The following is a 12,561-nucleotide window of genomic DNA, read 5'->3' on the forward strand; positions in this document are numbered from 1 at the left end:
CACCGCTTTAGCGGTGGGAGGAAGTCAACGCGCGGGATTCCGCCGGAGCACGCTGAAGTCGAAGCGGTCGGTCTCGACGAGCGCGACGCCGAGCAGCCCCGCCGCCAGCGCGGGGACGAGTTGGCCGAACGCGAGGTTCACCGCACCCCACAGCAGCACGAAGCTCACGAGGTCGTCGAGGAAAAAGGGACACTGCGTGAGGCGGTCGCGGAGCGCGGCGCGGTCGAACCCCCAGTCGAGGACGGCGACGGAGACGGTCGCGGAGAGCACCCAGCCGAGGTAGTTCGACAGCGGGACGCCGTAGTACGCGCCGGCGGCGTCGTACGCCCAGAAGCCGAGCGCGACCGCGCCGGGGTCGAGGACGACGTCCATCCAGACGACGACCGCCGCGACCGCGGGCAGGCGGACGACCGCGCGGCGGGTGTGGCGGCCGAACAGCAGCAGGACGAGGAGGTAGCTGTTGACGACCAGCGGCAGGAAGAACACCGGGAGGCCGAGCGGGACGCTGCCGGCGAGCATCGGCCCGAGTTCGACGAGGTACTCGAAGTGGCCGTACGGCCAGCCGGTGGCGACGCCGACGAATTCGATGGCGAAGGCGTACGCGACGAGCGCGAGCACCGCTACCGCGGCCTTGCGGTCCGTCAGCGGGAGCAGGCCCGCAATCAGGGGGAGGCGCATCACGGCGACGCCCGCGAGCACGAGGTAGGGGTTGAACGCCAGCGGCTCGGGGAGCCACCCCCACGCGGAGGCGAGCAGGAGGACGGCCCCGACGATGGGGAACACGACGGCGATTTCGAAGCGGTGGCCGGCGACGAGTTCGTCGAGGCGGCGTTCGACGCGAGCGCGCGCTGAGGCTTCAGACATTTGTGAGCCTCCAGAGCGCGCCGATGGTGAGCGCGGCGCCGACGACCGTGTTCACGATTGGGAACCACCAGTACGCGCGGTCGACCGCGACGTCGCCGGCGACGATGCCGGCGACGAGGACGGGGTACGTGAGCAGGATTGTGCCGAGGCGCCAGTCCACGACGGCGAAGACGGCGGCAGACGCGAGCCAGCACGCCGCGCAGTAGGCGTACGTGCGGCGCTCGCCGAGTGCCGTAGCGGTAGTCGTGATGTTGGCTTCGCGGTCGGGCTCGATGTCCGGAATCGCGGAGAACGTGTGCATCCCCATCGCCCACAGCCAGCCGCCAGCGACTGCCAGTAGTGGGGGCTGCTGGCCCGCGACGGCGGCGTACGCGGCAGCGCCCGGGAGCACGTAGAGGCCGTTCGAGAGAGAGTCCAGCAGCGGCGTCGTCTTGAAGCGGAACGGCGGCGCGCTGTACTCCACGGAGAGGAGCGCCCACGCGACGAGCCACGGGTACGCAACCGCCGGCAGAAAGGCTGCAATCGGAACGAGTAGCAGCCCGGAGGCGACGACGACCGCCGAGACGGCGCGGCCGCCCCTGAACCGCGCTTCCTTGTCCGCCTTCTTCGGGTTCACTTCGTCGACGTCGCGGTCGAAGGCGTCGTTGACGCCGTAGAGGAAGACGTTCGCGGGCACGAGGAAGTACGCGAACAGCGCGACCGCGGGCAGCGAGAACAGGTCGGGGACGGTGTCGGCGGCGTACGCGACGCCGACGACGACGGGGCCGGCGAGGTAGAACCAGAACCGCGGCCGGGAGAGGACGAGGAGGTAGCGCAGCATTACGCGTCTTCGAGGACGTAGTCGGCGGTGATTTCGCCGCTGATGAGACACATCGGCACGCCGATGCCTGGAGTCGTGAACGCGCCCGTGAAGTAGAGGCCGTCGAGGGCCGTCGAGCGGTGGGGAGGCCGGAACAGCGACGTCTGCCGGAGCGTGTGCGCGAGGCCGAGCGCAGTACCCTGATAACTGTTGTAGCGCTCCGCGAACTCGGAGACGGAGAAGCGCTCCTCGACGACGATGCGGTCCCGGAGGTCGACGCCCGTGTTCTGTGCGATGTCGTCGAGCACGAGGTCGCGGTACTCGTCGCGGACCTCGGGGGTGTCGTCGAGGCCTGGCGCGACGGGGACGAGCGCGAACAGGTTGCTGTGGCCGTCGGGCGCGACCGCGTCGTCTGTCTTCGAGGGGACGCAGAGGTAGTACGCGGGGTCGTCGGGCCACGTGGGGTCGTCGAAAATCTGGCCGAAGTGCTCCTCCCAGTCCGAGGGGAGCACGAGCGTGTGGTGCGCGAGCGGGTCGACGTCGCCCTCCACGCCGAGATAGAGCAGGAACGCCGACGGTGCGTACGTCCGGGACTTCCAGTAGTCGGCGTCGTATTGGCGCTTCTCGGCCGGGAGGAGTTCCTGCTCGGTGTGGGCGTAGTCGGCGTCCGAGACCACGACGTCCGCGAGCACGTCCGTCTCGCCGCTCGTCTCGACCTTGAAGCCGCCGCGGTAGCCGTGAATCTTCGTGACCGGGTGGTCCGTGCGGAACTCCACGCCGAGTTCTTCGGCGAGTTCGGCGATGCCGTCGGCGACCCCGGACATGCCGCCCTCCGGGTAGTAGACGCCGAGGTTGAAGTCCACGTGACTCATCAGGTTGTAGAGCGCCGGGGTCGTGTTCGGTGCGCCGCCGAGGAACACCAGCGTGTACTGCATTATCTGCTGGAGTTTCGGGTGGTCGAAGTAGTTCTCGACGTGGTCCTGCATTGACCCGAGTAGAGTGAGGCCGCGGGCGTACTCCGCGAGGTCGGGGTCGAGCCAGTCCCGGACTCGGGGGCGGTCCTCATAGACGAAGTGCTCCATCCCCACCTCGTAGTTCTCCTTCGCTTGCGCGAGGTAGTCGTCGAGGCGGTCGCCCGCGCCGGGCTCGTAGGCGTCGAACACCTCCTTGACCTGCTCGCGGTCCGGCGTCACGTCGACCACGTCGCCGTCAGCGTTCACGTCGAGGCCGGGCGCGTCGCGACCCGGGCGGCGGCCGGCGTTGTCCTTGAAGAAGATGCGGTAGTGGGGGTCGAGGCGTTCCAGCGAGTAGTACTCAGAAGGTTCCCTGTCGAAGTCAGCGAAGAACCGCTCGAAGACGTCGGGCATCAGGTACCACGACGGCCCCATGTCGAAGGTGAAGCCGTCGCGTTCGAGCGCGCTCGCGCGCCCGCCGACCTGTTCGTTCTTCTCCACGACGGTGACGTCCGCGCCCGCGTCCGCGAGGTAACAGGCCGTCGAGAGGCCGCCGAAGCCCGCGCCGATTACGGCGACCGACTGACCCGACAGGGCGTTCATGCACGCAACGTTAGTCGCGTGGAAGATAAAACGACGCCCTCCGGCGGCTACGGCTGCAACGAGCCAGTTACGCGACGTCGAAGCCCTCGGCGAGCAGGTCCTCGTGGACGTCGCCGAGCGCGTACGTCGGGCCGCCTGTGACGTCGATGGTGACCTGCGCGGGGCCGAAGACGCCCTCGTCGACGGCACTGGCGTCCCAGTCGGCGTCCGCGAAGATGTCCGCGAATGGCTTCCCGTAGCGGTCGGCCGCCGAGGACGGCACCGCCTCGAACTCGTCGAAGTCCTCGGTGACGGTGAGGTGGACGCGGCCGCCGTACGCGAGCGCGTCGTTCGTGCGGCCGATGGCCGCTTCCTCGTCGCCCGCGACGGGCGCGACCGGTGCGCTGCCGGAAGCGGTGAGGACGTTCGTCGGGTCGTAGCCGAGTTCGAACAGCCGGAACAGCGCGAGTTCGGCGGCCCGTGACGCGGCTGTGACGCTGCCGGCGACGCTCGCGGTGCGGTACGCGGGCAGGTATACGCTCTCCGCGTTCACGTCCGCGAGTTCCGCGACCTGCTCGGCGGCGGCCTCGGTGGGGAACGCGTCGCTCTCCAGCGCGAGCACCGCGAATTCGAAGGCGTCGACGTAGTCGATGGCCTCGTACTCGCCCTCGCGGGCGACCAGCGCACGGGCGGGTCCGCTGCCGAGGCCCTCGTAGTCGTCGACGGTGAGCTCCCAGCCCGCCTTCTGCGCGCCCAGCAGGGCGACGGCGGGGCGGTCGCAGGCGAGTTCGACGTGCGGGAACGTCGCGCCCGCGACGTCGTCGACGCGCGTCTGTACGGTCGCCAAGCCCGCGGTCTGGAGTTCAGCCAGTAGCAGGCCGGCTTCGAGGCCGCCGCGGTGCTCCACGCCGAAGTCGATGACGGTCGCGCCGTTGTCCAACTCGAACGCGCCGATGTCCAGCTCCTCGGTGAATTCGAGGGCTTCGTCGGCGAGCTCCAGCGCCATCCGGTTGAGACTGTCCATGCCGCCGGATTCGGCGCCCCGACACAAGAGGTTTCTCAGTCCACCCGCGGTCAGCGGCGTCTCGGCCCACGGTCTGCACGCGCCTCAGTTCACGACCGCCCGCAGCACAGCGCCGAATCCCGCGAACACGAGCAGCGCGCCGCCGCCGAGAAGGAGCGCGACGGCGGGGACCGTGTTCGGTGCCGTGCATCCGCTCTCGGCGGTCGATTCGACGTCGCCAGCGGGCGGCGTCTCGTCGCACGTGGGTGGGTTGTCACCTAGAACGAGGCCGCCACCAATTGCCGCGAGTCCCAGAAGAGCGAGCACGAGGAGCGCGAGTGTCCCGGCGTGCATGTCCGAGTCGACGCCAGAATTCGGTAAGTGCCTTCGGGTGACTCAGTCGCGGTCGGAGCGCGCCTCGTGGCCGAGTTCGCGCTCGACGGCGTCGACCTTCTCGCGGGCGGTCTGGTCGCTCGTGCGCTTGTCGTCGATTTTCAGGAACGTGCTCACGCGGTCGCCCTTGACGGCCTTGTGGGCGGCGCCGACCGCGTCCAGCAGCGTGTCGACGTCCTCGGCTTCGATGACCGTGCCCATCGGGTTCGTCTCGTAGGTGACGTCGAAGTCGTCGAGCGCGGCGACGGCGTCCGCGACGTCGCTCGCCATGCTCTCTTCGGTGACCGGTGCGACGCTGAGGAGTGCGATGACTGTCACGGACGGTACTGCGTCGGGCCCGTACTTAGCGGCAGCGGCGCGGTCAGTCCTCGGCGTCGGTCGTATTGGGTGACTCGTAGTCCGCGCTCACGGGCGGGACGACCGACCAGAGGACGAACGACGCGACGAGGAAGATGGCGCCGAGGATGGCAACCGAGGTGATAGTCGTGAACATTCCCGCGAGGATGCCGCTGCCGACGCGGAACGGGATGCCCGCGACCTGCCGGAGCATGTTCACCGACGACAGCAGCGTGGCGCGGCTGACGGACTGCACCTGGTCGTTGATGTAGCGATTCTGGATGGGGCCCATCAGCGCGCCGCCGCCCTTCATGACGAAGAACATCGGGAACGCGAGTATCGCCCACATTCCGGCGAACACGTATGAGACGGCGATGAACGCGGGAATCAGCATCATCGCCTTACGGACACCGAGGAGTTCCTCGACGTCGCTAGCGTAGTCGCTGACGACTGCAGAGACGAGTGTGAACGCCGAGTATAGCAGTCCGAGGATGACGCCCTCGGTGAGCCCCCACGACTCCAGTGTCGGGCCGAACGACGCGCGCAACGACTCCTGGGCGATGGGCTGAATCCACATGTCCATCGTGAGGATGGCACCTGCGAACAGCGCGAGGTAGACGACGAACCACCGGAGGTCGGGCGCGCGCAACTGGTCGCGGATGACCGGGAGCGCATCCACGATGGTGAGTTCGTCGTCCTCGTCGTCGTCCAGGTCGCCTTCGTCGACGCCGTCGGCGTACATCCGGTTCTTCGGGAGGCGGAGCACGAAGACGAGGCTGAGCGCCGCGGCGGCGATGCCCGCGTAGAACGGGTAGAACCGGTCGATGGAGTAGAGCACGCCGCCGACGGGGATGGTGACGACCTGCACCCATCGCGAGAGCGCGCGCGAGCGCCCGGAGACGTGCGTGTACTTGTCCTCGACGTCGTGCTCTTTGAGCGTGTCGTAGAGCCACGCGCTCCCGCTGCCGGAGAGGAACGTCCCGCCGAACGACAGCATCACGAACGTGAACGTGAACCCGACGAAGTCGGTCGCCACGAGGTAGGACGCGTTCGAGACGAGCATCAGGAACCCACCGACAGCGAGGCTGTTCCGCCGGCCGATGCGGTCGCCGACGTAGCCCGTGGGAATCTCGCCGGCGACGACGACGATGGACTGGATGGTCGCGATAAGTCCAATTTGCGGGAGCGAGAGCCCGTTGAACAGGAGGAACAGAGTGTAGACGGGGTAGTGGAAGTTCGGCCGCGCGGTCGCCCGGTAGAGGTAGTACCGGCGGACGACCGCGGCCTTCGACAGGCGGCTCATGGGGGACAGCCGACTGTCATCCTAATCAGACATATAACCACCGAGACTGTGGTTATCAATCTCGAACCGACTCAGGGAGACGGGCCACCAACCCGGGAACCAGCACTTCCACCGTTCCCGAACCGACGACTTCGTGAAGCGAGTTACAGTCCAGTCGGTGATACGTTCGCCCGAACGGCGTGCAACGCAGAACCAGCGTTGAAGTGGCTCCCACGAGTCGGTCTACGTATGCCCGGTCGTGACAGCCGCTTCCCGCTCGTCGCCGCGCTCGCGTGCGTCCTCGGTATTGTCGGCTACTTCGTCTTCGGCTGGCGGTTCGGCGACGGCACCACTGATTCCATCGCGTTCGCCGTCGCACTTGTCGCCGTCGCGTTTGCGGTCGCCGCCACCGTCCGCGACAACCTGTAATCTGCCACAATCTTCTTTCCGGACACGGCCGACGACCCACGCATGGTACACCAGTTCAGCTGCCGAGACACCGGCCACGACTGCGCCTTCTTCCTCGAATCGGGCGACATCGACGAGCTCGTCCACCACGTCCAGGACCACGCCGAACGGAAACACGACCGCGAACTCTCCCGCGCGGATGTCGAAGACCACGTCACCGAAGTCCAGGGATAGGCGGCGACGAGTGTAAGGCCGACAGCGAGGAAGACGACTGCGACCGTCGGCTCCGTCACTCTCAAAGACGACTTCAGACCGTTCTAATTCTCAGTATCTTTATCCGGTTGCCAGGATGAGGTGCACGAAATGACGCTTCGTGAGGGGTTATCTGAGTATGCGGAACGCTCCTCGGGTCTGATCGAGGATTCGCCCCAGATGGACGAGGAGAACACCAAGCGGAAACTCATCGAGCCGCTAATCGACCTTCTCGGATGGGACATCCTCTCCTCGGCTGTCGAACTGGAGTATTCCGTCCAGATGGGGTCGACGACGAAACGGGTGGATTACGCGCTCAAGATAGATGGGACGCCAGTCGTCTTCGTCGAGGCGAAAGGGTGCGATACGCCGCTCGAACAGGGTCACGAGGAGCAACTCAAGAGTTACATGCGGCAGGTCGGAGTCGATTGGGGACTCCTCTCGAACGGGCGGGAGTTCAAGATATTCCGTCATCACGTTTCGAGCAACAGAGTCAACCTGGTTTCACTCTCGGAGTTCGATATTGAGGACGTGCCGGCCAATGAACATCCGCTCAAAGCCCTCTCACGTGAGTCTATCGACTCTGGCGAATCCCGGCAGATTGCGGAGAAAATCGAGGCGGTACAGAACGCAGTCAAATCGCTCCGAGAGAACAAGGAAGAACTCGCCGAGGATGTGACGGGTGTCGTTTCGGAGGTCGCCGGGAACGCAGTGTCACAGCAAGTCGAAGACGAAGCGAAGAGTTTCGTAGACGACCTGATTGCGACGTTAGAGGAGCAAGCACACCGGACGGAGGTAACTCGTAAGCGTTCCGGTGGTAGCGAGGAAGCCGGGGACGAAGAGTACGTGGTTCGGCTCACTCGGAACGGCGGAGAGGTCCATCGAGTCGTCGCGGACGTACAGTCTGAGGCGATGGCTGCACTAGTCAACTATCTAATTGGGGAGGAAGATCTACTAGACGAGATCGAGATTCCATACGTCCCTGGGACTGGTCGAGGCAGTCGTGCGCTCCTCAACGACAAACCTGAACATCTAGACGGGGAGAAAATGAAGAGAAAACAACGGGTATCTGGGGGCTACTATCTGTTCACACACCTCGGTTCAGATGAGAAGAAGCGGTACATCTCGGAACTACCAAACAAGGTCGGGCTGGAGTGTGAGTTCTCTGGCGGCTGGTGACTTAGCACGAAACTCCAATCGTGTCTATCCGAAAATCGGATAGCGACAGTCTTCAGTGATGGAATGTCACTATGGGAGACGCAGAAGTCTCTGGTGGGCGTAGTTACAGTAGAAGTGCGCTGGCTGGGATTTGAACCCAGGTTGTGACCATGGCAAGGTCACGTGATACCACTACACTACCAGCGCGCGTGCCTTCGTTCGCATTCGAACGAACGGCGGGGTCACATATAAATCCGTTCTTTGCGACCGACCGTGAGAGGCACCGACAGGCTGCCGCCCGCGTGGGGTTCGCGGGTCGCGTGCGCGTAGTGAAATATAGTAAGTCACCGATACGGCCGAGAGTGGGAACGTCTCGCACGCGATTCGGGCGGTAGACGGGCGTCAAACGGTCACACAGGGTGGAGGGGGAAACGCCACCCTTTTACAGGAGGGGTCGGTATCTACGCTACAGTCTCGTGACGAGACACGGACGCGACACGGCATGACACGCAGCGTACTCGTGCCGTCGTCCATCGTCCGGGAAGCCGAGGACAAACGCGAGGCAACTCGCAAGCTCGGTTACGTCGCCCGCGCGGCGGCGGTCTTCCGGATGGACCGGCTCGTCGTCTTCCCGGACGAAGACGGCGAACGGCACTGGGGCGGCGGGTTCGTCGAAACGGTGTTGCGGTACGCCGCAACGCCACCGTACCTCCGAAAGGAGGCCTTCGACACGCGCGACGAACTGGAGTACGCCGGTGTCCTGCCGCCGCTCCGTCTCTCGTCATGGACCGGCTCAGACTCGAGCGGGTCTGGGTCGTTACGACAGGGAATCGTGACCCAGGTCGGATCTGAAGGGCGCGTTCGGGTCAATTGCGGCATGCAACACCCAATCTCGCTCCAGACGCCTCCCGGTATGGAGGTCGAGGAGGGGGAGCGCGTGACCATCAGGGTCTCTTCGCGACGACCGGTCCGTGCGAAGCTGGTCGACGAACCCCTCCCGGGGTTCTCGGTCGAACGCACGGGCCTCGGTGACGCTCTCGACCGACCCGACGCGGGCGTTCGCATCGCCACCTCTCGCCACGGGACGCCGCTTGCCGCGGCCTCCCTCGAGGGGTACGTCGAACGTGCCGCCCGGGACGGACTGACCGTCGCCTTCGGTGCACCCAAGCGCGGGCTTCCGCCCATGCTCGGGCTCACCGGAGACGAGGTCAGCGAGGCGGTCGCCGACCCATCTACCGACGCACCCGCGCGATTCGACGCCTGGCTCAACACCATCCCGTCGCAGGGCAGCGAGGTTGTGCGAACTGAAGAAGCGATGTTCGCCTCCCTCGGCTGTCTGACGCTCACGGAGTGATACGATGCCACAGCCAAACCGACCACGCAAAGGCTCGATGGGGTTCAGTCCCCGCAAGCGCGCGGAGAGTGAAGTACCGCGCTTCAACTCGTGGCCCGAAGACGACGGCCAAGTTGGCCTTCAGGGCTTCGCTGGCTACAAAGCCGGCATGACCCACGTCGTCCTCGTCGACGACAAGGCGAACGCGCCGACGGAGGGCATGGAGACGACCGTGCCCGTCACCGTCGTCGAAACGCCGCCCATGCGGGCGGCGGCCGTCCGCCTCTACGAGGACACGCCGTACGGCAAGAAGCCGCTAACGGAAGTCTGGGCCGACGACACCCACGAGTCTCTCGACCGCGCGCTCTCCGTCCCGGAAACGGGCGGAGAGACAGACGAATTGACCGAAGCGCTCGAATCCGAAGACATCGCCGACGTCCGTGTGGTTACCCACACGGTGCCCGGCGAGCTTTCGAGCGTGCCGAAGAAGCAGCCCGACATCATGGAGACGCGCGTCGGCGGCGGCTCCCTCCAGGAGCGCGTCGACTTCGCCGCGGACCTCCTCGAGGACGGCGGCGCACACGAATTCGGCGACGTCTTCCGTGCCGGCGAATTCACCGACGTCGCCGGCGTCACGAAGGGCAAAGGGACCCAGGGGCCCGTCAAGCGCTGGGGCGTGCAGAAGCGGAAAGGCAAGCACGCCCGCCAGGGCTGGCGGCGCCGCATCGGGAACCTCGGACCGTGGAACCCCTCCCGGGTTCGCTCGACGGTCCCCCAGCTCGGGCAGACAGGCTACCACCAGCGCACCGAACTCAACAAGCGCGTCATCGACATCGGTGACGGCGACGACGAGGCCGTGAGTGCGGCCGGCGGCTTCCCGAATTACGGCGAAGTCGACGGCAACTACACGCTCGTCAAGGGCTCGGTGCCCGGTCCGGAGCAGCGCCTCGTGCGATTCCGCCCGGCCGTCCGGCCGAGCGAGTCGCCGCGCCTCGACCCCGAGGTGCGCTACGTGAGCACCGAATCTAACCAAGGATAACTATGCAGGCAACTGTACGCGACCTGAACGGCGACGACGCCGGGACGCTCGACCTGCCGGACGTGTTCTCGGAACCCGTCCGACCAGACCTCGTCAAGCGTGCCGTCCTCGCCGCTCAGGCCAACCGAACCCAGAAGCACGGCTCCGACGAGTACGCGGGCCTGCGCACTTCCGCCGAGTCCCACGGTAGCGGACGCGGCATGGCTCACGTCCCGAAGACGGAAGGCCGTGGCGCGCGCGTCCCGCAGACCGTCGGCGGTCGCAAAGCGCACCCGCCGAAAGCCGAGAAAGACCCGGGTCTCGACGTCAACGACAAGGAGCGGAAAGCGGCCGTCCGGAGCGCCATCGCGGCGACCACGGACGCCGACGTCGTCGCCGAGCGCGGTCACGCGTTCGACGACGACACCGAGCTCCCGCTGGTCGTCAGCGACGACTTCGAGGACCTCGTGAAGACCCAGGACGTCGTGGAGTTCCTGGAATCGGTCGGCGTCCACTCGGACGTCGAGCGCGCCGACGACGGACGCAACGTCCGCGCCGGCCAGGGGACGCTCCGCGGCCGGAAGTACCAGGAGCCCTCGTCGCTGCTGGTCGTGACCTCCAGCGAGACCGGGCCGTCGAAGGCGGCACGGAACCTCGCGGGCGTCGACGTCGCGACGGGCCGCGAAGTCAACGCAGAGGACCTCGCGCCGGGCGCCGAGCCCGGCCGACTGACCGTCTGGACGGAGAGCGCCGTCGAGGAGGTGGCCGACCGATGAGCGGCATCATCGACTACCCCATCGTGACGGAGAAGGCGATGGACGAGATGGACTTCCAGAACAAGCTCCAGTTCGTCGTCGACATCGACGCCGCCAAACCCGAGATTCGCGACGCCGTCGAAGAGCAGTACGATGTGACGGTCACGAACGTGAACACGCAGATCACGCCGGAAGCGAACAAGAAGGCGACCGTCACGCTGTCCGACGAGGACGACGCACAGGACGTCGCCTCCCGCATCGGGGTGTTCTGAACATGGGACGAAGAATTCAAGGCCAACGGCGCGGCCGCGGTACGTCGACGTTCCGCGCGCCGTCCCACCGGTACAAAGCAGAGCTCTCGCACCGCAAGACCGAGGAGACTGACGTGCTGGCCGGCGAGGTCGTCGACATCGAACACGACCCCGCCCGCAGCGCGCCGGTCGCGAACGTCCAATTCGAGGACGGCGACCAGCGCCTCGTGCTCGCCAGCGAGGGCGTCGCCGTCGGCGACACCCTCGAAGTCGGCATCTCGGCGTCCATCGAGGAGGGCAACACGCTGCCGCTCGGGGAGATTCCCGAGGGCGTGCCCATCTGTAACGTCGAGAGTCAGCCGGGCGACGGCGGCAAGTTCGCTCGCGCGAGCGGGGTCAACGCCGACCTCGTCACGCACGAGCGCGACGCCGCGGTCGTGCAGCTGCCCAGCGGCGAAGTCAAGCGACTCTCGCCGGACTGCCGCGCCACCATCGGCGTCGTCGCCGGTGGCGGTCGCACGGACAAGCCGTTCGTGAAGGCAGGCAACAAACACCACAAGATGAAGACCCGCGGCGGCAAGTGGCCCATCGTCCGTGGTGTTGCGATGAACGCCGTCGACCACCCGTTCGGTGGCGGCGGCCGCCAGCACCCCGGCCGACCGAAGAGCGTCTCCCGTAACGCGCCGCCGGGCCGGAAAGTCGGCGACATCGCCTCCAAGCGGACTGGCCGCGGAGGCAACAAGTAACCATGAGTACGGAATACCGAACCGGCCGCGAGGGTGAGTTCACCTACCGCGGCTACGACCTCGACGAACTCCAGGAGATGAGCCTGGACGAAGTCGCGGAACTGCTCCCCGCACGCCAGCGGCGAACCATCACCCGTGGGCTGTCCGACGACCACCAGAAGGTGCTCGAGGAAGCCCGCGAATCGACGCCCGAGGAGACGGCAAACGACCCCATCCGGACGCACCTGCGCGACATGCCGGTGCTGCCGGATTTCGTCGGGCTGACGTTCGCGGTGTACACCGGACAGGAGTTCGAACGCGTCGAGATTCAGCCCGAGATGATCGGGCACTACCTCGGCGAGTTCCAGCTCACACGAAACTCGGTCGAACACGGGCAGGCGGGCATCGGCGCGACCCGCTCCTCGAAGTTCGTGCCGCTCAAGTAAACT

At 66.3% G+C, this 12,561-nt stretch carries 16 protein-coding genes and 1 tRNA gene; 9 read left to right on the forward strand and 8 right to left on the reverse strand.

The window, feature by feature from the left end; genetic code table 11:
- Positions 1–24: 24 nt before the first annotated feature.
- The 7 genes from cruF to LPA44_RS10520 form a co-directional block, all read right to left on the reverse strand.
- Positions 25–864: a bisanhydrobacterioruberin hydratase gene (gene cruF / locus LPA44_RS10490; protein WP_230889532.1), complete on the reverse strand. Its 840-nt coding sequence runs from the start codon at positions 862–864 to the stop codon at positions 25–27.
- Entirely contained in the window at positions 857–1,684 is an 828-nt protein-coding gene (locus tag LPA44_RS10495; RefSeq protein ID WP_230889533.1) for a prenyltransferase, read from the reverse strand. Before LPA44_RS10495 ends, cruF begins: the two co-directional genes overlap by 8 nt.
- A complete protein-coding gene (locus tag LPA44_RS10500; RefSeq protein ID WP_230889534.1) occupies positions 1,684–3,219 on the reverse strand; it encodes a phytoene desaturase family protein in 1,536 nt (511 codons plus the stop codon). Before LPA44_RS10500 ends, LPA44_RS10495 begins: the two co-directional genes overlap by 1 nt.
- Before the next feature lie 67 nt (positions 3,220–3,286).
- Positions 3,287–4,222, reverse strand: a complete 936-nt coding sequence (mch, locus tag LPA44_RS10505) for a methenyltetrahydromethanopterin cyclohydrolase (RefSeq protein ID WP_230889535.1) — start codon at positions 4,220–4,222, stop codon at positions 3,287–3,289.
- Positions 4,223–4,306: 84 nt separating this feature from the next.
- Positions 4,307–4,555, reverse strand: coding sequence for a hypothetical protein (locus tag LPA44_RS10510; protein WP_230889536.1), 249 nt, complete (start codon positions 4,553–4,555; stop codon positions 4,307–4,309).
- A 42-nt stretch (positions 4,556–4,597) separates the two neighbouring features.
- Positions 4,598–4,912 carry an MTH1187 family thiamine-binding protein gene (locus LPA44_RS10515; RefSeq protein WP_230889537.1) on the reverse strand — a complete coding sequence of 105 codons (315 nt, stop codon included), beginning with the start codon at positions 4,910–4,912 and terminating at the stop codon, positions 4,598–4,600.
- Positions 4,913–4,955: 43 nt separating this feature from the next.
- Positions 4,956–6,233 carry an MFS transporter gene (locus LPA44_RS10520; protein WP_230889538.1) on the reverse strand — a complete coding sequence of 426 codons (1,278 nt, stop codon included), beginning with the start codon at positions 6,231–6,233 and terminating at the stop codon, positions 4,956–4,958.
- 228 nt (positions 6,234–6,461) lie between these two features.
- Here LPA44_RS10520 and LPA44_RS10525 point away from each other — a divergent pair, with 228 nt between their 5' ends.
- The 3 genes from LPA44_RS10525 (at position 6,462) to LPA44_RS10535 (ending at position 8,051) form a co-directional block, all read left to right on the forward strand.
- Positions 6,462–6,641: a hypothetical protein gene (locus LPA44_RS10525; RefSeq protein WP_230889539.1), complete on the forward strand. Its 180-nt coding sequence runs from the start codon at positions 6,462–6,464 to the stop codon at positions 6,639–6,641.
- 42 nt (positions 6,642–6,683) lie between these two features.
- Entirely contained in the window at positions 6,684–6,854 is a 171-nt protein-coding gene (locus LPA44_RS10530) for a DUF1059 domain-containing protein (RefSeq protein WP_230889540.1), read from the forward strand.
- A gap of 198 nt (positions 6,855–7,052) precedes the next feature.
- Positions 7,053–8,051, forward strand: coding sequence for a type I restriction enzyme HsdR N-terminal domain-containing protein (locus LPA44_RS10535; RefSeq protein WP_230889541.1), 999 nt, complete (start codon positions 7,053–7,055; stop codon positions 8,049–8,051).
- Positions 8,052–8,166: 115 nt separating this feature from the next.
- On the opposite strand, the gene LPA44_RS10540 is transcribed toward LPA44_RS10535, so the two are convergent.
- Positions 8,167–8,237: transfer RNA gene (locus tag LPA44_RS10540), tRNA-Gly, on the reverse strand.
- Positions 8,238–8,532: 295 nt separating this feature from the next.
- Here LPA44_RS10540 and LPA44_RS10545 point away from each other — a divergent pair.
- The 6 genes from LPA44_RS10545 to LPA44_RS10570 are packed head-to-tail and all read left to right on the forward strand — an operon-like array spanning position 8,533 to position 12,558.
- Positions 8,533–9,384: a putative RNA uridine N3 methyltransferase gene (locus tag LPA44_RS10545; RefSeq protein WP_230889542.1), complete on the forward strand. Its 852-nt coding sequence runs from the start codon at positions 8,533–8,535 to the stop codon at positions 9,382–9,384.
- A gap of 4 nt (positions 9,385–9,388) precedes the next feature.
- Positions 9,389–10,402, forward strand: coding sequence for a 50S ribosomal protein L3 (locus tag LPA44_RS10550; protein WP_230889543.1), 1,014 nt, complete (start codon positions 9,389–9,391; stop codon positions 10,400–10,402).
- Positions 10,403–10,404: 2 nt separating this feature from the next.
- Positions 10,405–11,157: a 50S ribosomal protein L4 gene (rpl4p, locus tag LPA44_RS10555; protein WP_230889544.1), complete on the forward strand. Its 753-nt coding sequence runs from the start codon at positions 10,405–10,407 to the stop codon at positions 11,155–11,157.
- On the forward strand, positions 11,154–11,408 hold the full coding sequence (locus LPA44_RS10560) for a 50S ribosomal protein L23 (RefSeq protein ID WP_230889545.1): 255 nt from the start codon (positions 11,154–11,156) through the stop codon (positions 11,406–11,408). The genes rpl4p and LPA44_RS10560 overlap by 4 nt, the downstream gene beginning before the upstream one ends.
- Before the next feature lie 2 nt (positions 11,409–11,410).
- Positions 11,411–12,133 carry a 50S ribosomal protein L2 gene (locus tag LPA44_RS10565; protein ID WP_230889546.1) on the forward strand — a complete coding sequence of 241 codons (723 nt, stop codon included), beginning with the start codon at positions 11,411–11,413 and terminating at the stop codon, positions 12,131–12,133.
- 2 nt (positions 12,134–12,135) lie between these two features.
- Positions 12,136–12,558, forward strand: a complete 423-nt coding sequence (locus LPA44_RS10570; RefSeq protein ID WP_230889547.1) for a 30S ribosomal protein S19 — start codon at positions 12,136–12,138, stop codon at positions 12,556–12,558.
- Positions 12,559–12,561: the final 3 nt, after the last annotated feature.

This window comes from Halobacterium sp. KA-4, assembly GCF_021028995.1.
Taxonomy (GTDB): domain Archaea; phylum Halobacteriota; class Halobacteria; order Halobacteriales; family Halobacteriaceae; genus Halobacterium.